Annotated in this window: 17 protein-coding genes and 1 pseudogene; 12 read left to right on the forward strand and 6 right to left on the reverse strand. The window is 71.3% G+C overall.

The features are described from left to right. Positions 1–370 precede the first annotated feature (370 nt). The 8 genes from ACIQ1J_RS30115 to ACIQ1J_RS30150 all read left to right on the forward strand — a co-directional run bounded on the left by ACIQ1J_RS30115 (position 371) and on the right by ACIQ1J_RS30150 (position 11,168). Positions 371–4,342 carry a nitrate- and nitrite sensing domain-containing protein gene (locus ACIQ1J_RS30115; RefSeq protein WP_403561744.1) on the forward strand — a complete coding sequence of 1,324 codons (3,972 nt, stop codon included), beginning with the start codon at positions 371–373 and terminating at the stop codon, positions 4,340–4,342. Between the two features lie 9 nt (positions 4,343–4,351). Then, positions 4,352–4,765: a roadblock/LC7 domain-containing protein gene (locus ACIQ1J_RS30120; RefSeq protein ID WP_005479910.1), complete on the forward strand. Its 414-nt coding sequence runs from the start codon at positions 4,352–4,354 to the stop codon at positions 4,763–4,765. Between the two features lie 111 nt (positions 4,766–4,876). Then, the gene (locus tag ACIQ1J_RS30125) at positions 4,877–5,275 is read left to right on the forward strand and encodes a DUF742 domain-containing protein (RefSeq protein WP_003973454.1); all 399 of its coding nucleotides are present in this window, start codon (positions 4,877–4,879) and stop codon (positions 5,273–5,275) included. Beyond that, the gene (locus ACIQ1J_RS30130) at positions 5,256–5,831 is read left to right on the forward strand and encodes an ATP/GTP-binding protein (protein ID WP_055421789.1); all 576 of its coding nucleotides are present in this window, start codon (positions 5,256–5,258) and stop codon (positions 5,829–5,831) included. Before ACIQ1J_RS30125 ends, ACIQ1J_RS30130 begins: the two co-directional genes overlap by 20 nt. 402 nt (positions 5,832–6,233) lie before the next feature. After that, positions 6,234–9,515 carry a nitrate- and nitrite sensing domain-containing protein gene (locus tag ACIQ1J_RS30135; RefSeq protein ID WP_403561747.1) on the forward strand — a complete coding sequence of 1,094 codons (3,282 nt, stop codon included), beginning with the start codon at positions 6,234–6,236 and terminating at the stop codon, positions 9,513–9,515. A 10-nt stretch (positions 9,516–9,525) separates the two neighbouring features. Continuing rightward, complete coding sequence (locus ACIQ1J_RS30140) at positions 9,526–9,939, forward strand: roadblock/LC7 domain-containing protein (protein ID WP_004983065.1); 414 nt, start codon at positions 9,526–9,528, stop codon at positions 9,937–9,939. A gap of 94 nt (positions 9,940–10,033) precedes the next feature. Further along, entirely contained in the window at positions 10,034–10,606 is a 573-nt protein-coding gene (locus ACIQ1J_RS30145; RefSeq protein ID WP_053137547.1) for a DUF742 domain-containing protein, read from the forward strand. Beyond that, a complete protein-coding gene (locus ACIQ1J_RS30150; protein ID WP_009314218.1) occupies positions 10,587–11,168 on the forward strand; it encodes an ATP/GTP-binding protein in 582 nt (193 codons plus the stop codon). Before ACIQ1J_RS30145 ends, ACIQ1J_RS30150 begins: the two co-directional genes overlap by 20 nt. 261 nt (positions 11,169–11,429) lie before the next feature. Here the strand turns inward: ACIQ1J_RS30150 and ACIQ1J_RS30155 are convergent, their stop codons facing one another. The 3 genes from ACIQ1J_RS30155 to ACIQ1J_RS30165 form a co-directional block, all read right to left on the reverse strand. Then, positions 11,430–11,627 (reverse strand): acyl-CoA carboxylase subunit epsilon, encoded by a 198-nt coding sequence (locus tag ACIQ1J_RS30155; protein WP_210960261.1) that lies wholly within the window; start codon positions 11,625–11,627, stop codon positions 11,430–11,432. 17 nt (positions 11,628–11,644) lie between these two features. Beyond that, positions 11,645–13,228 (reverse strand): acyl-CoA carboxylase subunit beta, encoded by a 1,584-nt coding sequence (locus ACIQ1J_RS30160; RefSeq protein ID WP_210960260.1) that lies wholly within the window; start codon positions 13,226–13,228, stop codon positions 11,645–11,647. A 154-nt stretch (positions 13,229–13,382) separates the two neighbouring features. Beyond that, entirely contained in the window at positions 13,383–15,749 is a 2,367-nt protein-coding gene (locus ACIQ1J_RS30165) for a polysaccharide lyase 8 family protein (protein ID WP_403561927.1), read from the reverse strand. A 145-nt stretch (positions 15,750–15,894) separates the two neighbouring features. On the opposite strand from ACIQ1J_RS30165, the gene hpnR reads away from it, so the two are divergent. Beyond that, the gene (hpnR, locus tag ACIQ1J_RS30170) at positions 15,895–17,388 is read left to right on the forward strand and encodes a hopanoid C-3 methylase HpnR (RefSeq protein WP_403561750.1); all 1,494 of its coding nucleotides are present in this window, start codon (positions 15,895–15,897) and stop codon (positions 17,386–17,388) included. A gap of 92 nt (positions 17,389–17,480) precedes the next feature. Further along, the gene (locus ACIQ1J_RS30175) at positions 17,481–18,038 is read left to right on the forward strand and encodes a YceI family protein (protein ID WP_210960385.1); all 558 of its coding nucleotides are present in this window, start codon (positions 17,481–17,483) and stop codon (positions 18,036–18,038) included. Positions 18,039–18,274: 236 nt separating this feature from the next. On the opposite strand, the pseudogene ACIQ1J_RS30180 reads toward ACIQ1J_RS30175, so the two are convergent. The 3 genes and pseudogenes from ACIQ1J_RS30180 to ACIQ1J_RS30190 all read right to left on the reverse strand — a co-directional run. Then, positions 18,275–18,481: pseudogene (locus ACIQ1J_RS30180) on the reverse strand (isochorismatase family protein); the annotation flags it as partial. Next, positions 18,469–18,603 (reverse strand): hypothetical protein, encoded by a 135-nt coding sequence (locus ACIQ1J_RS30185; protein ID WP_403561752.1) that lies wholly within the window; start codon positions 18,601–18,603, stop codon positions 18,469–18,471. The pseudogene ACIQ1J_RS30180 and the gene ACIQ1J_RS30185, both read right to left, overlap by 13 nt. 4 nt (positions 18,604–18,607) lie before the next feature. Then, entirely contained in the window at positions 18,608–19,255 is a 648-nt protein-coding gene (locus ACIQ1J_RS30190; protein ID WP_403561754.1) for a TetR/AcrR family transcriptional regulator, read from the reverse strand. Positions 19,256–19,337: 82 nt separating this feature from the next. Between ACIQ1J_RS30190 and ACIQ1J_RS30195 the strand changes: the two genes are divergently transcribed. Together ACIQ1J_RS30195 and ACIQ1J_RS30200 are read left to right on the forward strand one after the other, a co-directional pair. Continuing rightward, positions 19,338–20,303, forward strand: a complete 966-nt coding sequence (locus tag ACIQ1J_RS30195) for a DMT family transporter (protein ID WP_403561929.1) — start codon at positions 19,338–19,340, stop codon at positions 20,301–20,303. 189 nt (positions 20,304–20,492) lie between these two features. Next, on the forward strand, positions 20,493–21,689 hold the full coding sequence (locus tag ACIQ1J_RS30200) for a Cmx/CmrA family chloramphenicol efflux MFS transporter (RefSeq protein WP_403561756.1): 1,197 nt from the start codon (positions 20,493–20,495) through the stop codon (positions 21,687–21,689). The last annotated feature ends 125 nt before the right edge of the window (positions 21,690–21,814 follow it).

The following is a 21,814-nucleotide window of genomic DNA, read 5'->3' on the forward strand; positions in this document are numbered from 1 at the left end:
CCACCATTCCGCTCCTGATCATGTCGACTGGGACACCTACCGGACACCGACGACTCGCGGACATACGTCCGTTTTGCGGGTGATCATTTTCTACGTCCGGTGACTCGACCCTCACGTGCTGTCACCTGTGTCACGGGCTGCCCCATGGGCCTTGTTGGAGATCCTGCACTGTGCTGGAATTCCACGGACCGCTGCGGGATCGATCCGGCGCACAGGGGGCGCACACCAGCGCCGAACGGCGGCGAGACGGGGGAACCAGCGCCGGTCACTCACGACCACCACGGGGGCGTATTCAGGGCGCCCCTATGACGCCGACACCGTGCCCGTCCGTTCACGCGGAAGGGCGCCTGGTCCAGAGGTTGCGACGCTAGTGCAGGGACGTTTCAAGAGGGATGGCAGCGCTTCGGCGGAGCCGGAGCCGCAGCACGGCGGGACTGGCCCCAAGGCCGTCAGCTCGTCGCCCCAGCACGCCCAGAACCCGGGTCAGGCCCAGTCCGGCGACAACGGCGACCGCCCCGGTCAGGCCGGGGCGTCGTCCGCCGCCGGCCAGAAGCCGGCCGCGAAGCCGGCCAAGGGCTCGACCGGCCCCGGCCCGCGAATAGCCCTGCGCAACTGGCGGATCTCCACCCGTCTGGTGTCGCTGCTCGCGCTTCCGGTGGTCGCGGCCACCTCGCTCGGCGCGCTGCGCATCAACCAGTCGATGGACGACATCCAGCAGCTCGACAACATGAAGCTGCTCACCGAGATGACCAAGCAGGCCACCGAGCTGGCCGCCGCGCTCCAGGAGGAGCGCGACCAGTCCGCCGGTCCCCTGGCGCACGGCTCGACGTCCAGCGCGATCGCGGTCAAGGGCGACCGGGAGAAGACCGACCGGGCCCTGAAGAACTTCCTCGACCAGTCCGAGGAGATCGACGCCGCCAGCAAGGACGGCAACCTCGTCGGTGTCCGCGACAGCCTCGTCGGCCTCGCCAGCGACCTGAACGATCTGAACAAGATCCGCAGCACCGCCTATCAGGCCGAGGAGAACTCGACCCAGACCGTCGAGGCCTACCACCGCCTGATCAACCACCTGCTCGACCTCTCGCAGGACATGGCGGAGGCGACCAGCAACCCCGACATGATCCAGCGCACGCGCGCCCTGTCGGCCTTCTCCTCGGCCAAGGAGTACGCGTCGATCCAGCGCGCGGTCCTCGCGGCCGCGCTGCCCGCGAACACCTCCAGCAAGGGCAAGCTCTCCGAGAACGACCGGCTCTACGCCCAGTCGGCGCTGCAGAGCCAGACCTCCGAGGTCCGCAGCTTCACCAGCATCTACGGCGACGGCGCCGAGGAACTCCTCAAGCCGATCTCCGAGGGCAACCCGGTGATCGAGTCGTCCGACCAGTACGCCGGCCGCGCGCTCGGCCAGGTCAACGGCCTGGCCGACCTCAAGACCCGCTCCTACCAGGACTGGCTGGACGACAGCTCCACCAAGATCCAGCAGATGAAGAACATCGAGCTCAAGCTGCTGGAGGACATGGAGCAGCAGGCCCGCGAGCTGCGCAGCGAGTCGGAGCGCGAGGCGATCATCTCCGGTGTGCTGATCCTGCTCGTGCTCGGCGTCTCCCTGGTCGGCGCCTTCGTCGTGGCCCGCTCCATGATCCGCTCGCTGCGCCGCCTGGAGGACACCGCGACCAAGGTCGCCCAGGACCGTCTGCCCGAGCTGGTCAAGCAGCTCTCCGAGACCGACCCGCAGGACGTCGACACCTCGGTCGAGTCGGTCGGTGTGCACTCCCGGGACGAGATCGGCCGAGTGGCCGCGGCCTTCGACGACGTGCACCGCGAGGCGGTCCGCCTCGCCGCCGAGCAGGCCCTGCTGCGGGGCAACGTCAACGCGATGTTCACCAACCTCTCGCGCCGCTCCCAGGGCCTGATCCAGCGCCAGCTGTCGCTGATCTCCGAACTGGAGTCCCGCGAGGCCGACCCGGACCAGCTGTCCTCGCTGTTCAAGCTCGACCACCTCGCGACCCGCATGCGCCGTAACGGTGAGAACCTCCTCGTCCTCGCCGGTGAGGAGCCGGGCCGCCGCTGGACCCGCCCGGTCCCGCTGGTCGACGTGCTCCGTGCCGCCGCCTCCGAGGTGGAGCAGTACGAGCGCATCGAGCTGTCCTCCGTGCCGACCACCGAGGTCGCCGGACGCGTGGTCAACGACCTCGTGCACCTGCTCGCCGAGCTGCTGGAGAACGCGACCTCGTTCTCCTCCCCGCAGACCAAGGTCAAGGTCACCGGTCACGCGCTGCCCGACGGCCGCGTGCTGATCGAGATCCACGACACCGGCATCGGCCTCTCGCCGGAGGACCTGGCCGCGATCAACGAGCGGCTGGCCTCGCCGCCGACCGTGGACGTCTCCGTCTCCCGCCGCATGGGTCTGTTCGTGGTCGGCCGGCTCTCGCAGCGCCACGGCATCCGCATCCAGCTGCGTCCGTCCGACTCCGGAGGCACGACCGCGCTGGTCATGCTGCCCGTCGACGTCGCCCAGGGCGGCCGCAAGCCGCAGCCCAAGCAGGGTCAGGGAGCGCCGGGCAACGGCGGCCCGGCCGCCGCGCAGGCCGCGGCCGGTGTCGCGGCGGCCCGGCGCGGTGGTGGCCAGGGCGGTGGCGGCGGTGCCTTCGGTGGCGGTGCCCTCGGCGCCGGTGCGCCGGGCGGTGGCCGGCTCGGTGCCGGTCAGGGGCCGCGGGCCGCACTGCCCGGGCGTGACGCGGGCGGTCGCCCGGGGGCGCCGGGCGGCGCGCGCGGGCCGCAGTCCCCGGCGGGACCGAACCAGCAGAACCGCCCGGCTCCGGTCGGCGCAGGTGCCGGCCAGGCGCCCGGTGCTCCGCAGGGCCTGCAGGCCGCGGGCGTGAACGCGCCGCAGGGCAACGCGCCGCAGGGCAACGCGCCGCAGGGCAACACCCAGCAGGGCCAGGACGCCTTCGGCGGCGGACGTGGCCCGTCCGCGCCCCCGCAGGGCGGCAAGCGCCGCGGCAAGGGGAACGGCGACGCCGAACAGGGCCGTCGCCCGCAGCTGCCGCCGCGCGGCGGTCCGCGGGCCGAGCTGCCCGGCGGCAACCCGCAGCCCCGTACCCCCAGCTGGAGCGACGAGAACGCGCAGCCGCCCGTGCCGCGCGCCTCGCTGGACGCCCCTCGCGGCCACGAGGAGCCGGACAGCTCGCGTGCGGACCGCTCGCCGCGCTTCGACGACCGGCAGGGCCCGGGCTCGACCGCCGAGATGCCGGCGGTTCCCCGGCTCGGTGAGTCCCAGGGCCCCGGTGCCACGGCCGAGTTCGCCCGCCCGGACTTCGACGCCCCGGCACCTCGCCGGGACGACCCGCAGAACACGGAGCGGTTCGCCCAGGCCGGTCAGAACCAGACGGGCCAGAACCACACCGGCCAGAACCAGTACGGCCAGGACCAGGCCGGTCAGAATCAGTACGGCCAGGACCAGTACAGCCAGGACCAGTACGGCCAGGACCAGTACGGCCAGGGCGGAACGCACACCGCCCCGCAGAACGACCAGTTCGCGCGGCCCGAGCCGAACGCCCCGCAGCAGAACGGCGGATCCTTCGTCCGCTCGGACGTCTTCGGCGGACAGCCCGGCCAGACCGGCCCGGCCTCGACCGGCCCGTTCAACGGCGCCCAGGGCTTCGACAACGGCTCGACCGGGCAGCACCGCCTGCCGGAGCGTCAGAGCCCGGCCCCCACCGGCCAGTTCGAGCGCCCGCAGGTCAACGGGACGCACGGCGGGAACGACTTCGGCGCCCAGCAGCCGCCGGCCCCTCAGCAGCGTCCGGCCCACCAGGAGCCCGCGGGCGGGAACGCCAACGGGACCGCCGCGCAGCGGCCGGGTGACGGATGGGCCCTGCCCCCTGCCTCCGGCCCCGGTGACGGACGTACACCGCTGTACGACACGCTGGAGACCAACTGGTTCCACGGCGACCGCGAGGCGAGGGCCCAGCAGGGCGCCCCGGCCGCGGCCCCGGAGCCGCAGGCTCCCCAGCCCCAGACCCCGGCGGCCCCTCAGCGGCCCGCCACCTCCTCCTGGCGCAGCTCGCCGAACGACGACCTCGTCCGGCAGGCCGAGCGCGTACGGCAGCCGGCGGCCGGCGGGATCACCACATCCGGCCTGCCGCGCCGGGTGCCCAGGGCGAACCTCGTCCCGGGCACGGCTCAGCAGCAGTCGCACCAGAACGGTCCGCAGGTATCGCGTGCGCCCGACGAAGTGCGCGGCCGGCTGACCAATCTCCGTCGGGGAATCGCACAGGGCCGCCAGGCCGGGACCAACCAGACCGGCAGCCATCCGCGGCCCACTCACCAGCAGGAGCGTTAGTTGAGCCCGATGAGCCAGGCGGCACAGAACCTCAACTGGTTGATCACGAATTTCGTGGACAACACCCCGGGGGTGTCCCACACCGTCGTCGTGTCCGCCGACGGACTCCTTCTGGCGATGTCGGAAGGGTTTCCGCGCGACCGCGCCGACCAGCTCGCGGCCGTCGCCTCGGGGCTGACCTCGCTGACCGCCGGGGCTTCCCGGATCTTCGAGGGCGGCGACGTGGCACAGACGGTCGTGGAGATGGAACGCGGGTTCCTTTTCCTCATGTCCGTCTCGGACGGCTCGTCCCTGGCCGTCCTCGCCCACCCGGAGTGCGACATCGGCCTCGTCGGCTACGAGATGGCACTCCTGGTCGACCGCGCGGGGGCGGTACTCACGCCCGACCTGCGCGCTGAACTACAAGGAAGTCTGCTCCACTGACCGGCCCCGGCACCACCAGTGTTACCAAATCACCGTCCGGCCGCCACAATCCCCCCACCGGCCTCGTCAGACGGCACGACTGACCGACCTGCTGTCCCGCCCGGAGGATTCATGACCCCGCCCACCGCCTCTCATGATCCGTACGCGGAGCCGTACGAGGACGAGGGCGACCAGCCGCTGGTACGTCCGTACGCGATGACCGGCGGCCGGACGAGGCCGCGCTACCAGCTCGCCATCGAGGCGCTGATCAGCACTACGGCCGACCCGGCAGCGCTCATGGGGCTGCTTCCCGAGCACCAGCGCATCTGCCACCTGTGCCGCGAGGTGAAGTCGGTGGCCGAGGTGTCGGCCCTGCTGGCGATGCCGCTCGGCGTGGCCCGGATCCTCGTCGCGGACCTCGCGGAGGCCGGGCTGGTCGCCATTCACCAGCCGGGCGGCGACGAGAACAATGGCGGTGCGCCGGACGTGACACTGCTCGAAAGGGTGCTCAGTGGACTTCGAAAGCTCTGACGGGGGTCGGGCGACCACCTCCGCGAAGATCGTGGTGGCCGGCGGCTTCGGCGTCGGCAAGACCACGTTCGTGGGCGCCGTCTCCGAGATCAACCCGCTGCGCACCGAGGCCGTGATGACCTCTGCCAGCGCCGGGATCGACGACCTGACGCACGCCGGGGACAAGACGACCACCACGGTCGCCATGGACTTCGGCCGCATCACGCTCGACCAGGACCTGATCCTGTACCTGTTCGGCACGCCGGGCCAGGACCGTTTCTGGTTCATGTGGGACGACCTGGTGCGCGGCGCCATCGGCGCGGTGGTGCTGGTGGACACGCGGCGGCTGGCCGACTGCTTCCCCGCGGTGGACTACTTCGAGAACTCGGGCCTGCCGTTCGTCGTCGCGCTCAACGGCTTCGACGGCCAGCAGCCGTACAACCCGGACGAGGTGCGCGAGGCGCTGCAGATCGGTCCGGACACCCCGATCATCACGACCGACGCCCGGCACCGCGCCGACGCGAAGAGTGCGCTGATCACGCTGGTCGAGCACGCGCTGATGGCACGCCTGCGGTAGGTACGCGGGCGGCCGCAGCCAAGTCGGCAGGGGTCTACGGCACTTGTCGTAGGCGGGATGGAGCCGACTGTGTCCTTTGACACGGTCGGCTCCACCGTTCATAACGTTTCGGCAGAGGAATCGGGTGGTACCGACACGCGACGCGGTCAACTGGTCTCGCTGCGCGCACGAACGCCCCGTCTTTTGACGGGCCTCGCTCTTTATGACCGTTTTACGCGGGGCTTACATCACGTGTAACCCCCGCGTTCCACTGTTTGGAAGAGCGCTGGTCGCCGTGCTGGAATGCCAGAACTGCCCAATGGTCAAAGACGTACTCAGCAGTAGTGCGTACCCGATGACGGACTGGGCTCTGAGACACAGCGGCACGACACAGGTGCCGACCGCCGAGAGGTTGTTGGTCGAGTGAGGCGAAGCAAGAACAGTCCCGAGCCATCGGCCCGGGGCAACTTCACCCCGCCGCCGCGCACAGCGGCGCCCGCCCCCGTGCCCGCTTCGGAAACCAAGGCCGAACCCGCTCCGAGCGGTGGCCGTTTCTCGCCGCGCAACTGGCGGGTGACCACCCGGCTGAACGCGATCCTGCTCATTCCCGTCCTGGTCGGCCTCGTCATGGGCGGCTTCCAGGTGAAGAGCTCGATCGACACCTGGTCGGACGCCGAGGACGCCGAGAGCACCGCGCGCCTGGTGCGGGCCTCCCTCGGCTACGCCAACGCCCTCTACAACGAGCGCGACCTCACGGCCGCCCCGCTGCTGCAGGGCAAGGGCCAGGAGGACGCGACCGTCACCGGGGCCCGGCAGGCGACCGACGAGGCCGCCGACGTCTTCGACGAGGCAGCCCAGGACATGCCCGGCAAGGCGGGCCTGGAGCGCCGGCTGAAGGTGTTCCGGGAGCAGGAACCCAAGCTCCAGACGCTGCGCGTGGCCGCGTACACCTCCAAGCTCAAGGGCGTGGAGACCGAGGAGGGCTACACCGGGATCGCCCACCCCCTGATGGAGTTCGCCAACGAGCTCGGTCTGGGCACCGGCAACATCACCTCCTACGGCCGTACCGTCTACGCGATCTCGCTGACCAAGGCGGCGCTCTCCCTGGAGCGCTCCATCGGTATGCACATGCTGGTCAAGCCGGGTCCGGAGCCCAGCCACCTCGCCAGCCAGCGCGTCGCGCTCTCCTCGTACGCCTACCTGGAGCGCATCGCCATCGAGGAGTACATCGGCGGCGGTACCGAGGCGGACGCGCAGAAGCTCGAGGACGCCGAGGCACAGCTCGAGACGGACGGGGCGGCCATGGCCAAGGAGGCCAAGGCCAAGGACCCGGACTACGTGCCGCCGCCGGCCAACCCGACGACGATGATCTCGGAGCTGGCCCGGCTGGACTCGACGGACACCAGTGCCCGGGCCGACCTGGCCGAGCAGGGCATCACGCCGGAAAACTGGTGGGCGGTCAACACCCTCAAGTTCGACGCGTACCAGAAGATCGAGTCGGACCTCGCCGACAAGGCGGTGTCCGAGGCGTCCACGATCGCCGACGACGCCGAGCGGGACGCCTACATCACGGGTGCCGCGGTCGTCATCGCGCTGCTCGCCGCGTTCATCCTGGCAGGCATGGTGGCCCGCCAGATGAGCCGCTCCATGCGCCAGCTGCGCAACGCCGCCTTCGGCATCGCCGAGCAGCGCCTGCCGATGCTGGTCGACCAGCTCTCCCGTACCGACCCCGGCCGGGTCGACACCCGGGTTCAGCCGATCCCGATCACCTCGACCGACGAGATCGGCGAAGTCGCCCGCGCCTTCGACCAGGTGCACCGCGAGGCCGTCCGGCTCGCCGCCGAGCAGGCCCTGCTGCGGGGCAACATCAACGCGATCTTCACCAACCTGTCGCGCCGCAACCAGTCGCTGATCGAGGGCCAGCTGAGCCTGATCACCGACCTGGAGAACAACGAGGCCGACCCCGACCAGCTGGAGAACCTCTTCCGGCTGGACCACCTCGCCACCCGTATGCGCCGCAACGGCGAGAACCTCCTGGTCCTCGCCGGCGAGGAGCCCGGCCGCCGCTGGGACCAGCCGGTCCCGCTGGTCGACGTGCTGCGCGCCGCCTCCTCCGAGGTGGAGCAGTACGAGCGCATCGAGCTGTCCGGCGTCCCGGAGGCCGAGATCCACGGCCGTGCCGTGACCGACCTCGTGCACCTGCTGGCCGAGCTGCTGGAGAACGCGACGACGTTCTCCTCGCCGCAGACCAAGGTCCGCGTCACCGCGACCCGGCTGCCCGACGGCCGCGTGATGGTCGAGATCCACGACAAGGGCATCGGTCTGACCGCCGAGGACTTCGCGGACATCAACCACAAACTGGCCAACCCGCCGACCGTGGACGCCGCGATCTCGCAGCGCATGGGCCTGTTCGTGGTCGGCCGGCTGTCGGACCGGCACGGCGTCCGCGTCCAGCTGCGCCCCTCCGGCGAGCAGGCGGGCACCACCTCGCTGGTCATGCTCCCGGACGCCATCACGCACGGTGGCGGTGGCGAGCATCAGCGCGACGAGTTCACCGTCTCGCAGATCATCCCGGAGCAGAACTTCCAGGGCGGCGAGAGCTTCGGCCAGGTCGGTCAGCCCATGCGGACCGCCGCCGAGCTGGGCTTCGACGACACCCGGTACTCCGAGGTCCCCGACGACATACGCGAACTCGACCCGGTCGGCCGCTCGCTGATGCGCGAGGAACGCCGCGCGGCCCTGGAGTCCCAGTCGAATCCCGAGCTGCCCGGTCCGGCGGACCACGGCGGCCGCGAGGAGGCCGCGACGCCCGGATACCAGGACCAGTTCACCGGACACCAGCCGGTGTACGACCAGGGCCGGAGCGGCTACCAGGAGCAGCAGGCCGGGCAGACCGGCGGGTACGACCAGCGATCGTCGTACGCCGATCAGCAGCAGACGTCGTACGACGAGCAGTACTTCGCGCCGGGCGGCGGCATGCCGCAGGGCGAGGCGTACCCGGCGGGCGGCGGCTACCAGGACCCCTCCTACCCGGAGCAGGTCCGAGGCGGGCACCAGCCGGCGGGCGCCGACGCCCAGGAGGCGTACTCGCCCTTCGAGCAGCGGCGCCACCAGGACGACTGGCCCCAGCAGGACGGCTACCAGAACGGGTACCAGAACCAGAACGGCTATCCGGACCAGTACCCCGCGGGTGCTCCGGAGGCGGGATCCGTGCAGGCCGCTGACGTGGGCGAGGCGGACCGCGTAGGCTTCGACCGTCCGGGAACGGCCCCCTCCGCCGCCCACCCGATGACCGACGCCGGTCTTCCCCGCCGCGGATCCACCGCGAGCGGCGCGGGCGATGCGGGGCGTGTGGGCCAGGAGGCGCCGGCCGCCGCCCCGGAGGCGGGTGGCACGGACAACTGGCGGTCCGCCAACGACGACCGCTGGCAGCAGGCCTCGGCGCTGCGCAAGCCCAAGGCGGGCGGGGTCACCTCCTCGGGCCTGCCGCGACGGGTACCCAAGGCCAACCTGGTCGAGGGCGCCGCCGAAACCACTCCACAGGGCGGCCCACAGGTCTCCCGCGCCCCGGAGGACGTCCGGGGCAGGCTGAGCAACCTGCGGCGCGGCGTCGAACGAGGCCGTAGCGCAGGCAGTGAAACGAACGGCCAGGACACAAGGAACGAACACCGTGGTCCTGACAGCACCTACAACCAGGAGCGTTAGTGTGAGCCCGATGAGCCAGGCGGCGCAGAACCTGAACTGGTTGATCACCAACTTCGTGGACAACACCCCGGGGGTGTCCCACACGGTGGTGGTCTCCGCCGACGGACTCCTTCTGGCGATGTCCGAAGGGTTCCCGCGCGACCGTGCCGATCAGCTCGCGGCCGTCGCCTCCGGCCTGACCTCGCTGACCGCCGGTGCCTCGCGCATCTTCGAGGGCGGCAGCGTTAACCAGACGGTTGTGGAGATGGAGCGGGGATTCCTCTTCATCATGTCCATTTCCGACGGCTCGTCCCTCGCGGTTCTCGCACACCCGGAGGCGGACATCGGTCTCATTGGGTACGAGATGGCCCTTCTGGTGGACCGTGCCGGCACGGTCCTGACGCCGGATCTGCGGGCTGAGCTCCAAGGGAGCCTTCTCAACTAAAGGACAGACGGTGCGTTTTGGCGTCCCGTGGCCGTAAAGTTTCGGGACGCGGCTCCACAGTGATGGATGCCAGGCACAGTCGGAGGAGGAAAAAGTGGCAACACCCCCAGGCGGTCCGTCTTCGGGCAACTGGTCGTACGGCCCTGGCCAGGGTCAGAACGACGGCTCGGCGAACGGATACGGCTACCCCTCCGTGCCGAGCCACCGGCAGCCGTACGCGCCGCAGGGCCCCGGCCCTTCGCCGTACGACCAGCCGCACGCTCCGCGCATCCAGCCCGTGCAGCCGCAGCGCCGCACCCCTGAGCCGGCGCCTGCCGGGGCGTCGAACAACCCCCTGGTGCGCCCGTACGCCATGACGGGCGGCCGCACCAGGCCGCGGTACCAGCTCGCCATCGAGGCACTGGTGCACACCACCGCGCAGCCGCACCAGATGCAGGGCCAGCTGCCCGAGCATCAGCGGATCTGCAACCTCTGCCGGGAGATCAAGTCGGTGGCCGAGGTCTCGGCCCTCCTGACGATCCCTCTCGGTGTGGCCAGGATCCTCGTCGCCGACTTGGCGGAGGCGGGCCTGGTCGCCATCCATCAGCCCGGCGGCGACGAGAACGCCGGCGGCCAGCCAGACGTGACACTGCTCGAAAGGGTGCTCAGTGGACTTCGCAAGCTCTAGCGGAGGGCCTTCCCGCTCCACCACGTCCGCGAAGATCGTGGTGGCGGGCGGCTTCGGCGTGGGCAAGACCACGTTCGTCGGCGCCGTCTCGGAGATCAATCCGCTGCGCACCGAGGCCGTGATGACATCCGCGTCCGCGGGCATCGACGACCTCACCCACACGGGGGACAAGACGACCACGACGGTCGCCATGGACTTCGGCCGCATCACGCTCGACCAGGACCTGATCCTGTACCTCTTCGGTACGCCCGGCCAGGACCGCTTCTGGTTCATGTGGGACGACCTGGTGCGCGGCGCCATCGGCGCGATCGTTCTGGTCGACACGAGGCGGCTCGCCGACTGCTTCCCCGCCGTCGACTACTTCGAGAACAGCGGTCTGCCGTTCGTGATCGCGCTGAACGGTTTCGACGGCCAGCAGCCGTACAACCCGGACGAGGTCCGGGAAGCGCTGCAGATCGGTCCGGACACCCCGATCATCACGACCGACGCCCGGCACCGCGCCGACGCGAAGAGTGCGCTGATCACGCTGGTCGAGCACGCGCTGATGGCGCGGTTGCGCTAGCCGCGCAGCCTGCCCGGCCTGCGGGCAGTCGTGGCTCCCCCAGTGCCTCAAGGGCCTGGGAGGTGCCCCCAGGGGCGGCACGGGTGGGCGCAGGCGGCACCCCGTCGCGCCGGGTTGCGCATCGCCCCCTGCGGCCACCGGGCTGCCGGGGGCGGTTTCGTTGCCGGGTGCGAGTGCGTCGTGGCCGGTCGCGCAGTTCCCCGCGCCCCTGAAAAGCGAGCGAGGCCCCTCCTGACGGAGGGGCCTCGCTCGCATCTCGGGTCAGCGCCAGCTGTGGGGCGCGCGGAAGCCCGGCTCGCGTTCCAGGCGGCGCCAGCCCGCGCGGACGGGCCCGCCGCCGTGGGTCGGAGCGATCTCGATGGGGTGGGCGGCGGCGCGGGCCATGAGGAGGGCCGTGATGGCGGCGACTTCCTCGGGCTCGGCGTGGCCCTTCTCGACGCGGATGTCGGGAGTGGACATGGACGTGGCTCCTCGGGTCACTGCGGCGGGTTGCCGTGCTTGCGGGAGGGCAGGTCGGCGTGCTTGGTCTGGAGCATCGCGAGGGAGCGGATGAGGACTTCGCGGGTCTCGGCGGGGTCGATGACGTCGTCGACCAGGCCGCGTTCGGCCGCGTAGTAAGGGTGCATCAGCTCGGCCTTGTACTCCTTGACCATGCGGGCCCGCATGGCCTCGGGGTCCTCGGCGTCGGCGATCTGACGGCGGAAGATGACGTTGGCCGCACCCTCGGCACCCATCACGGCGATCTCGTTGGTCGGCCAGGCGTAGGTGAGGTCGGCGCCGATGGACTGGCTGTCCATGACGATGTAAGCACCTCCGTACGCCTTGCGCAGGATGAGCGAGATGCGCGGGACGGTCGCGTTGCAGTAGGCGTAGAGGAGCTTGGCGCCGTGGCGGATGATTCCGCCGTGTTCCTGGTCGACGCCCGGCAGGAAGCCGGGTACGTCCAGGAGGGTGATGATCGGGATGTTGAAGGCGTCGCACATCTGCACGAAGCGCGCGGCCTTCTCGCTGGCCTCGATGTCCAGGACGCCGGCCAGGGCCTGCGGCTGGTTGGCGACGATGCCGACGACCTGGCCGTCCAGGCGGGCCAGGGCGCAGATGATGTTGCGCGCCCAGCGCTCGTGGACCTCCAGGTACTCGCCGTCGTCGACGAGCTCCTCGATGACCTTGGTCATGTCGTACGGGCGGTTGCCGTCGGCCGGGACCAGGTCGAGGAGGGTGTCGCCGCGGCGGTCCGCCGGGTCACCGGACTCGGTGCGGGGCGGGTTCTCCCGGTTGTTCTGCGGGAGCAGCGAGAGGAGGTAGCGCACCTCCGCGAGGCACGTCTCCTCGTCGTCGTAGGCGAAGTGACAGACGCCGGACGTCTCGGCGTGCACGTCGGCGCCACCGAGGCCGTTCTGGGTGATCTCCTCGCCGGTGACGGCCTTGACGACGTCCGGGCCGGTGATGAACATCTGCGAGGTGTCGCGGACCATGAACACGAAGTCGGTGAGGGCGGGGCTGTAGGCGGCACCGCCCGCGCACGGGCCGAGCATCACGCTGATCTGCGGGATGACCCCGGACGCCTTGGTGTTGCGCTGGAAGATCCCGCCGTACCCGGCGAGGGCGCTGACGCCCTCCTGGATGCGGGCGCCGGCGCCGTCGTTCAGGGAGACCAGCGGAGCACCGGCCGCGATGGCCATGTCCATGATCTTGTGGATCTTCGTGGCGTGGGCCTCACCCAGCGCGCCGCCGAAGATCCGGAAGTCGTGTGCGTAGACGAAGACCGTGCGACCCTCCACCGTGCCCCAGCCGGTGATGACACCGTCGGTGTACGGCTTCTTGGCCTCCAGGCCGAAACCGGTCGCCCGGTGCCGGCGCAGCTGCTCGACCTCGCGGAAGGACCCCGGGTCCAGGAGCAGCTCGATGCGCTCCCGTGCCGTCAGCTTGCCCTTGGCGTGCTGCGCCGCCGTCGCCTTCTCGCTCGGCCCGGCCAGTGCCTGCGCACGGATCTCGTGCAGTTCGGCCACTCGCCCGCGCGCGTCCGTCGGCTCACCCGGCGCCTCATCCAAAACGGTCATGTAGCGACTCTACGAAGCAGACCAAGGATTGCCAGCCGTCGACTCCGTACAGTCTCCGACGCGTTTTCCTGGTAGCACTGAACAGAACCCTCACGACATGCAGCCGTTTCGACTGCTCAGGGGGCCTGATCCTTGTAGGGGTCGCACAAAGCCGTCAGCTGAGAGTCACCTCACATTCATGGGTGGTACATACCACCCCTGGAGTGACGCGGACGTGCAGTCGGCGGCCCGTCGCGACGATTTCGACCGTCTCGTCGGCCCGTACCGTCGCTCGCACCGGGTGGTCCCAGATGATCTCCAGAGGCTCTCCCGTGCGCGGTGGTTCGCTCACGCAGAGGGTAGCGGTACGCCCCCTGCGCCGGACCAGCACGCTCGCCCCCGCCGTCGCGGTGAGCGGGCCCGCCGTGCCGGGCTGCCAGAAGTTCGCGGCCGTGAGGCCGAGCGGGGGAACGGCGACCGCCTGGCAGCGGTCGTCGTTGGCGAGGACCGTGAGGCGGCGGCGGTCGGCGGCGCGGCGGGCGACGTCCCGGCGGGAGGCGCCCGGCATGAGGACGTAGAAGTAGTCCGCGTCGGCCGGGTCCGTGCCGTGATCCAGCCAGAGGGTCTGCCAGCGGCGGGTCCGGCGCTCGGTCGTGCTGGTGGTGTTGATGTCGGACCAGGCGCCGGTGCGGTCCTCGCGCAGGGTCCGCAGCCCGCCCCCGGGCACGATCCAGCCGCCGTGGCCCGCCAGATGAGCCCAGCCGCGGCCGCGGACGAGGGCCTGGCGGCCGCCCTCCCCGAGGTTGCGGTTGTCGACGACCGTCTCGACCGGGACGCCGTCCGCGCAGGTGATGCCGGTGCCCAGGCAGACCACCTCGTCATCGAGGAAGAACCAGGACTTGCGGGCTTCGAGGGTCGAGCCGAGCCCTTCGAGGTGCTGTCCGACGGCCGCGTACTCGCCGTCGGTCGTGCCGCCGACCCAGCGGGCGCCGGGCTTGGGCGCGCCCCATTCGCCGCCCGCCCTGTCGGGCAGGCGCTTGGTGGAGACCGTGGTGCCGGGCAGCCGGTACCAGTCGACGGTCGGCCAGAACCAGTCGGTGTACTGGTCCGATCTGGACCCGTTCGCCCACCAGGTGAGCATGCCCGCGCCGGTGTGCCAGCCGCGCGGGTTCTCGCCGTTGCCGCACTCGTAGTGGGCGATGCGGTCACTGGCCATGGCGAGGCCCGCGGTGAAGGCGGGGCGGCGGTGGACGGCGCGGTCCATGGCGGCGAAGAGGGTGTGTCCGGTGGGCTCGGGCGCGGCCTCGACGGGGGCGTCGGCGATCTCGTGCAGCCGGGCCAGGTCGGCGACCCCGAACTGCGGTGCCGTCAGGACGGGGGTGACGGTGTCGCGTTCGATCCAGCCCTTGATCCGCGCGTACCAGCGCCGGCGCTCGGCGTCGCTCGCGCCGCCCGCGAGAACCGCCATGGCGGCGATGAGCTGCTGTCCGTGGAAGTGGTCGCTGCGCATGGCGTGCAGGTCGTCGCTCCTGAGGCAGCCCCGGCTGATGGCGCGGCCGTTGACCCCGTCCATGACCAGTCCGTCGTGGATGAGGGGCGCGTAGGCGTGTTCGACGCTGTCGAGGATGATCTGCCTGCCGGGGTCCGTCACCTCCCACTCCGAGCCGGCGAGCAGGGTGAACAGCCGGCCGAGTCCGTCCAGCATGACCTGGCCGTACGTCCCCGAGTAGGCGACCCAGGTGTGCTGGACGAACGAGCCGTCGGCGTAGAGGCCGTCGCCCTTGGTGACGTACGGGAAGACCGGCGAGAGCGCGTCGCGGGCGAGGGCGATCTTGTCGGGGGCCCGGCCCAGGATGCCGCGCAGGGCGACGGATCGGCACAGGTCGACGCGGTTGGCGCCGGTGGAGGTGCCGGAGTAGTCGCCGAGCATCGCGTCGGGGACGAAGTGGTCGACGGCGGCGCAGGCGGCGGCGGTGCGGTCGGCGCCGAGGTGGTCGTGGAGGGCGGCGGTGATGTCCATCAGGAGGCGGGGGCTGCCGATCTGCCATTCCCACCAGTTGCCGTAGCGGGTGGTGCCCGGGTTGTAGACGGTGGCCGAGAGGTGATCCAGGCCGCGCAGGATGCCGGCGAGGAGTACCTCGTCGCCGGTGGAGCCGGTGCCCTGCTGGACGTACGCCTCGGTCATGGTCCACAGGCGGCCGTAGGCGTAGGTGATGCCGGCGGGCGGGTCGAAGGGGTGGCCGGGCCACAGGGAGGTGGGGGTGGGGGCCATGGCGGCGCGGTGGGCGCGGGCGCGTTCGCCGGTTTCGGCGAGGCGGGAGGCGTACGGTTCGGCGGTCGGGTCGTAGCCGTCGCCGAGGGTGATGCCGAGCCAGCGCCGGCGGAGGGCGTCGTAGGGGTCGGCGGCGGCCTCCGGTGGGGCGCCGAGGGCGCGGGTGCCGAGGGCCGGGGTGAGCGCGGCGGCCAGGGCGGTCGCGAGCAGAACGGTGCGGCGGGTGGGTTCGGCGCCGGTTCGGCGGACGTGCGGCCACTTGGAGGTCATGCTCATGACCCTTCCCCGTTCCGTAGCCCGCCAGGCGGCGGTACGTGTGCTGCGGGATGGGGCCCGCCGGGTTACCAAGAGGAGACCTGACCGCCGTTCCGGTTCGCCTCCGTGCCGGTGCGTTCCGATCCGCGACGAGGTGACCATGCGCCTGCTGCTCGTCCATCCCAGCGCCCTGCTGTACTCCGAGATCTTCCTGCGCCTGGAGCCCCTGGGGCTCGAACGCGTGGCGGGCGCGGCCCGAGTGGCGGGGCACGAGGTCCGGGTCGTGGACCTCCAGGTGATGGACCTGGCGACCCTGCGGGACGAGGTGCGGTCGTTCCGGCCGGAGGCCCTCGGCGTCTCGCTGAACTACCTGGCGAACATCCCCGAGGCGATCGACCTGGCGGCGAAGGTGAAGCGGGAGGTCCCCGGCTGCTTCGTCTTCTTCGGCGGGCACAGCGTCTCCTTCGTCGCCGGGGACGTGCTGGAACAGGCGGCCGGCGCGGTGGACGCGGTGGTCCGGGGCGAGGGCGAACCGGTGATCGCGCCGCTGCTGGAGGCGGTGCGCGACGGCGGGGTGGAGGGCGTTCCCGGTATCGTCACCGCGGCCGGGAGGGGGCCCGCGCCGCTGATGATGCACGGCATCGACTCCCCCCTGCCGGCCCGCGACCTGATGCGCAACCGGCGCCGCTACTTCATCGGCGAGCTGGACCCGTGCGCCTCCATCGAGTTCACCCGCGGCTGTCCCTGGGACTGCTCGTTCTGCTCGGCCTGGACGTTCTACGGCCGCAGCTACCGCAAGGCCTCCCCCGAGGCCGCGGCCGAGGACCTGGCGAGGGTCCGCGAGCCCAACGTCTTCATCGTGGACGACGTGGCCTTCATCCGGCCCGAGCACGGCAACGCGATCGCCGACGAGGTGGAACGGCGCGGCATCCGCAAGCAGTACTACCTGGAGACCCGAAGTGACGTGCTGCTGCGCCACCCCGAGGTCTTCGAGCGGTGGGCGAGGCTCGGCCTGCGCTACATGTTCCTGGGCATGGAGGCCATCGACGCCGAGGGCCTGGACCTGTTCCGCAAGCGGATCAGCCCGGACGAGAACTTCCGGGCGCTGGAGACGGCCCGGCGCCTGGGCATCCAGGTCGCCATCAACCTCATCGTCGACCCGGCCTGGGACGAGGAGCGCTTCCGGGTGGTACGGGAGTTCGCGCTGTCGGTGCCGGAGATCGTGCACTTCACGGTGATGACGCCGTACCCGGGGACGGAGATCTGGCACACCGAGTCCCGCCGCCTCACCACCCGGGACTACCGCCTCTTCGACATCCAGCACGCCGTGGTGCCGACCACACTGCCGCTGGACCGGTTCTACGAGGAACTGGTGCGCACCCAGGCCGTGATCAACCGCAAGCACCTGGGCCTGCGGACGGCGTTCGGCGCGGCCCGGATCCTCGGCCGGAACCTGCTGCGCGGGCAGACGAACTTCGCCCGCATGCTGTGGAAGTTCAACCAGGTCTACAACCCGCGCCGGCAGTTCGCGGACCACAGCATGCCCGTGCGCTACGAACTCCCGCTGCCCAAGCCCGTCGACGTCGGCGACCGGCGGCAGCTGTACGTCCACACGCGGCCGGCACCGCAGGCATCGCGGCCACCCCGCGGATAACTGTTGAAGCGTGAACGGAATAGGTCTACAGTCATGACCGTTGAATTGGTTGAACATTCAACTTCACGACTCGACCCCTTCCGGAGGACGCCATGACCACCACCCCCGACCTCACCACCCTGACCGGCGCGTACACGATCGACCCCGCGCACACCACGATCGGCTTCACGGCACGCCACGCCATGGTCACCAACGTCAAGGGCAAGTTCCTCGACTTCAGCGGCGCCCTGCACCTGGACGGCGCCGACCCGACCCGCTCCAGCGCGTCCCTCGACATCGCGATGGACAGCGTGGACACCGGGTCCGCCGACCGCGACGGCCACCTCAAGAGCTCGGACTTCTTCAAGACGGACGAGTTCCCGAAGATGACCTTCCGCTCCACCGGGGCGGAGGCCCTGGGCGGCGACGAGTACCGCGTGACCGGCGACCTCACGATTCTCGGCACCACCAAGCCGCTCACCATCGACCTGGAGTTCAACGGCGCCGCCAAGGACCCGTTCGGCAACGAGCGCGTCGGTTTCGAGGGCAAGGCGGAGATCAAGCGCTCGGAGTGGGGCCTCACCTGGAACGCGGCCCTGGAGACCGGCGGCTTCCTCGTCTCCGACAAGATCAAGCTGAACTTCGACATCTCGGCGATCAAGCAGGCATGACGCCCCGCGCCCCCTCGGGGGCGGTGAAGTCCACATCGACGGCGGCCCGGACCCGGATACGCCGACCGGGCCGGCCGATCGTCCGGTAGACCGTGTCGTACTGCGCGATCGAACGGTCCGCGGGAACCAGCTCGTCGGCGTCCGCCGCGCTCCGCCGCGACGTGATGTGCCCGCCGGGCCACGAGGACCAGGTCGTATCCCCGGCTCAGCGCCTGCCGTGCCGTGGTGTCCACGCAGACCTCCGTGGCGACCCCGGTCACGATCATCTCGGTGACACCCGGCGCCTTGAGGGTCTCGTCGAGGTCGGTGGCCAGGAAACCGTCCGGGGGCGTCCTGCCGATGACCGGCGCCCCCTCCCGCGGCGCCGGCTCCGGCACGACCCGCCACCCTTCGGTGCCGGGCACCACCTCATCGCCCCGGTGCCGGACCGTCACCACCACCACGCCGGCCGCCCGGCCCGCTCACTCAGCCCCGCGGTCACGGCGACCGTCTCGGCGGCCCGGTGCGCGATGGCGACCATGGCGTTCTGTATGTCGTTGACGAGGAGCGCGGCACTGTACGGCACGGGCTCACCGTGGCGGTGTGTCCCGCCCGGCCGCCGCCCCGTTTCCCAGCAGGTCCCGCGCCTGGTCGAGAGCCTGGCCGAAGGGGTCGGGGAAGACGCCCAGCCCATGCGTGACCAGCGCGCCCTCGTGCAGCAGCATCAGCGAGCGCGCCAGCCGGTCCGCTCCGGCCGCGCCGGCCGCGCCGGTCTCCCGGGCGAGGCGGGTGAACAGGTCGAGCATCCACCGCTTCTGCCCGGCGATGACCGGGTACACCGGGTGGGCCGGATCACTGATCTCCGCGTGGGCGTTGATCATGCTGCACCCCTTGGCCCCGTACTCCGCCGCCCACGCGCGCGAGGCCTCGAAGACGGCCAGTACCCGGGCGGCCGGCGGCTGCCCGGAGGCCGCCTCCAGACGGCCGGCCAGAAGCTCCCGCCAGCGCTCGTCGCGCCCGGCCAGGTACTCCACGACGATCTGCTCCTTCGAGCCGAACCGGTCGTACAGCGTCTTCTTGGTCACCCCGGCCTCGGCGGCGATGAGGTCCACGCCCACGGCATGGATGCCGTGCTCGTAGAACAGCCGCTCGGCGGCCACCAGGACGCGTCGCGCACCGGGCGTCATGCGGACGCGGTGCGGTTTCTCCAGCTTCTCCCGCTTCTCCACAGGCTCCATGCTCACGAGTATACCGATCTGTATATTGGGCATCCGGAAGTGAGTAAACCGATCTGTCTACTGGATTCCGGATGTGGTCGACGTGAAATCCCTGCTCTCGGTCGCCTTCGTACTGTGCTGGAGCTCCGGCTTCATCGGCGCCAAGCTCGGCGCCGGGACGGCGGACGCGACCACGCTCCTGATGTGGCGCTTCCTGCCGCTCGCCGTGGTCCTCGTCGCCGTCGCGGCCTTCTCCCGCGCGGCGTGGCGGGGCCTGGAACTCCGGGACGCCGGCCGGCAGATCGCCATCGGCGCGCTGTCGCAGAGCGGCTATCTGCTCAGCGTCTACTACGCCATCCAGTTCGGCGTCTCCAGCGGCACCACCGCACTGATCGACGGCGTCCAGCCGCTCGTCGCCGGCGCGCTCGCCGGCCCCCTGCTGCGGCAGTACGTCTCGCGCCGGCAGTGGCTCGGACTGTGGCTGGGGCTGGCCGGCGTCGCCACGGTCACGTTCGCCGACGCCGCTGCGGCGGGAGCGGACGTGGCCTGGTGGGCGTACTTCGTGCCCTTCCTCGGCATGCTGTCGCTGGTGGCGGCCACCTTCCTGGAGGGCCGCTCGCGCGCGCCGGTCCGGCCCAGGGTCGCGCTCACGATCCACTGCGTGACCAGCGCCGTCCTCTTCTCCGGCATGGCGGTCGGCTTCGGGGCCGCCACCCCGCCCGCCGACTCCTCGTTCTGGGTGGCGACCGCCTGGCTCGTGGTGCTGCCCACTTTCGGCGGCTACGGGCTGTACTGGCTGATTCTGCGACGGTCAGGAATCACCGAGGTCAACACGCTCATGTTCCTCATGGCCCCGGTCACGGCCGTGTGGGGCGCGCTGATGTTCGGTGAACCCTTCGGCGTGCAGACGGCGCTCGGCCTGGCCGTCGGTCTCGCGGCGGTCGTCGTCGTCCGGCGCGGGGGCGGGGAGGAGGGTGGCGGCGGGTCGCGGACCCGGGTCACCCGGTCCACCCGGTCCACCCGGTCCACCGCCGAATATTCGGTCGTGTCCGGTGCCGAAAGGCGCTAATCTGCCCGACGTGAACAGCCCCGAAGCGTCCAGACTCCGGCCACCGGTCCTCCGGTGGCCGTTCGTGATGCCGGGCTGAGGGACGCGCCGCGCGCGTACCCGTAGTCGCCGCTGTCTCCACCGCCGCCCGCCGGAAGACCGTCCGCAGTGTCGTGTTCGACGTCGACTTCCGGGTGCGGAGTTTTCTTCATGCCGTTCGCTCTTCTTCTGCTGGGCCTTGCCGTGTTCGCCCAGGGAACGTCCGAGTTCATGCTGTCCGGGCTGGTGCCGGACATCGCCAATGATCTACAGGTAACCGTGCCGGCGGCGGGGGCGCTGACCTCCGCCTTCGCGGTCGGCATGGTCGTCGGGGCGCCGCTGATGGCGGCGCTCGGCCGGCGCTGGTCACGACGGGGAGCCCTGCTGGGCTTCCTGGTCGTCTTCCTCGCCGTCCATGTCGTCGGTGCCGTCACCGACAGTTTCGGAGTGCTGCTGGCCACGCGGGTGGTCGGGGCACTGGCCGACGCCGGGTTCCTGGCCGTCGCCCTGGTGGCCGCCACGGGCATGGTCGGGCCTGAGGCCAAGGGGCGGGCCACGTCCACGCTGCTCGCCGGAGTCACGCTGGCCTGCGTGGTCGGGGTGCCCGCCGGGGCGCTGCTCGGGCAGCTGTGGGGCTGGCGGTCGGCGTTCTGGGCGGTGGCGCTGCTGTCGGTGCCCGCCGTGGTGGCGGTCGCCCGGTCGGTTCCGGCCGGGGCCGCCGGTGTCGCTCCTCCCCCGCTGCGGGGCGAGGTGCGTGCGCTGCGCAGCCCGCGCCTCCTGGTCACGCTGCTGCTGGGAGCCCTGGTGAACGGGGCCACCTTCTGTACGTTCACGTATCTCGCGCCGCTGGCCACCGAGGTCGGCGGGCTCGACGACGCGTGGGTGCCCGGCGTGCTGGCGCTCTTCGGGGCGGGGGCGTTCGCCGGGGTGAGCGCGGGCGGGCGGTTCGCCGACCGTCGTCCGGTGCTGGTGGTGACGGCGGGCAGTGCCGCGCTGTGCGCGGGGTGGTGCGTGCTCGCGCTCGGCGCCGGTGACCCGGTTCCGGTCCTCGGGCTCGTGTTCCTGCTGGGCGCCCTGTCCTTCGGGGTCGGCTCCACGCTCATCTCGCAGGTGCTGTACGCGGCACCGGGTGCGCCCACGCTGGCCGGGGGCTTCGCGACGGCCGCGTTCAACGTGGGGGCGGCGTTGGGTCCGTGGGCCGGGGGCGCGGCGATCGGCGCGGGGTTCGGGTACCGGTCGCCGGTGTGGGTCAGCGCGGGGCTGGTCGCCTCCGCCCTTGCTCTCGCCGTCGCGGCGTCGGCTGCGCGGTCGTCGCGGTCGGAACGGTCGGAACGGTCCTCCCCGACGACCCCACCGACGATGGTCTGACCGACGGTGCCCCGTCCGTCGGCGGACAACGTCGACCGCCCGTCCGTCGGCTGGCACCGTCGGGACCACCCCGTCCGCCGACGAGCACCGTCGGGACCACCCCGGCTGGCACCGTCGGGACCACC

This window comes from Streptomyces sp. NPDC097107 (assembly GCF_044762405.1).
In the GTDB taxonomy this organism is placed as follows: Bacteria; Actinomycetota; Actinomycetes; order Streptomycetales; family Streptomycetaceae; genus Streptomyces; species Streptomyces thinghirensis.

Coding starts and splice junctions, on each gene's coding strand:
- ACIQ1J_RS30120 (WP_005479910.1), top strand. CDS start 4,352: ATGAGCCAGGCGGCACAGAACCTCAACTGGTTGATCACGAATTTCGTG.
- ACIQ1J_RS30125 (WP_003973454.1), top strand. CDS start 4,877: ATGACCCCGCCCACCGCCTCTCATGATCCGTACGCGGAGCCGTACGAG.
- ACIQ1J_RS30140 (WP_004983065.1), top strand. CDS start 9,526: ATGAGCCAGGCGGCGCAGAACCTGAACTGGTTGATCACCAACTTCGTG.
- ACIQ1J_RS30155 (WP_210960261.1), bottom strand. CDS start 11,627: ATGTCCACTCCCGACATCCGCGTCGAGAAGGGCCACGCCGAGCCCGAG.
- ACIQ1J_RS30160 (WP_210960260.1), bottom strand. CDS start 13,228: ATGACCGTTTTGGATGAGGCGCCGGGTGAGCCGACGGACGCGCGCGGG.
- ACIQ1J_RS30165 (WP_403561927.1), bottom strand. CDS start 15,749: ATGACCTCCAAGTGGCCGCACGTCCGCCGAACCGGCGCCGAACCCACC.
- hpnR (WP_403561750.1), top strand. CDS start 15,895: ATGCGCCTGCTGCTCGTCCATCCCAGCGCCCTGCTGTACTCCGAGATC.
- ACIQ1J_RS30175 (WP_210960385.1), top strand. CDS start 17,481: ATGACCACCACCCCCGACCTCACCACCCTGACCGGCGCGTACACGATC.
- ACIQ1J_RS30190 (WP_403561754.1), bottom strand. CDS start 19,255: ATGGAGCCTGTGGAGAAGCGGGAGAAGCTGGAGAAACCGCACCGCGTC.
- ACIQ1J_RS30200 (WP_403561756.1), top strand. CDS start 20,493: ATGCCGTTCGCTCTTCTTCTGCTGGGCCTTGCCGTGTTCGCCCAGGGA.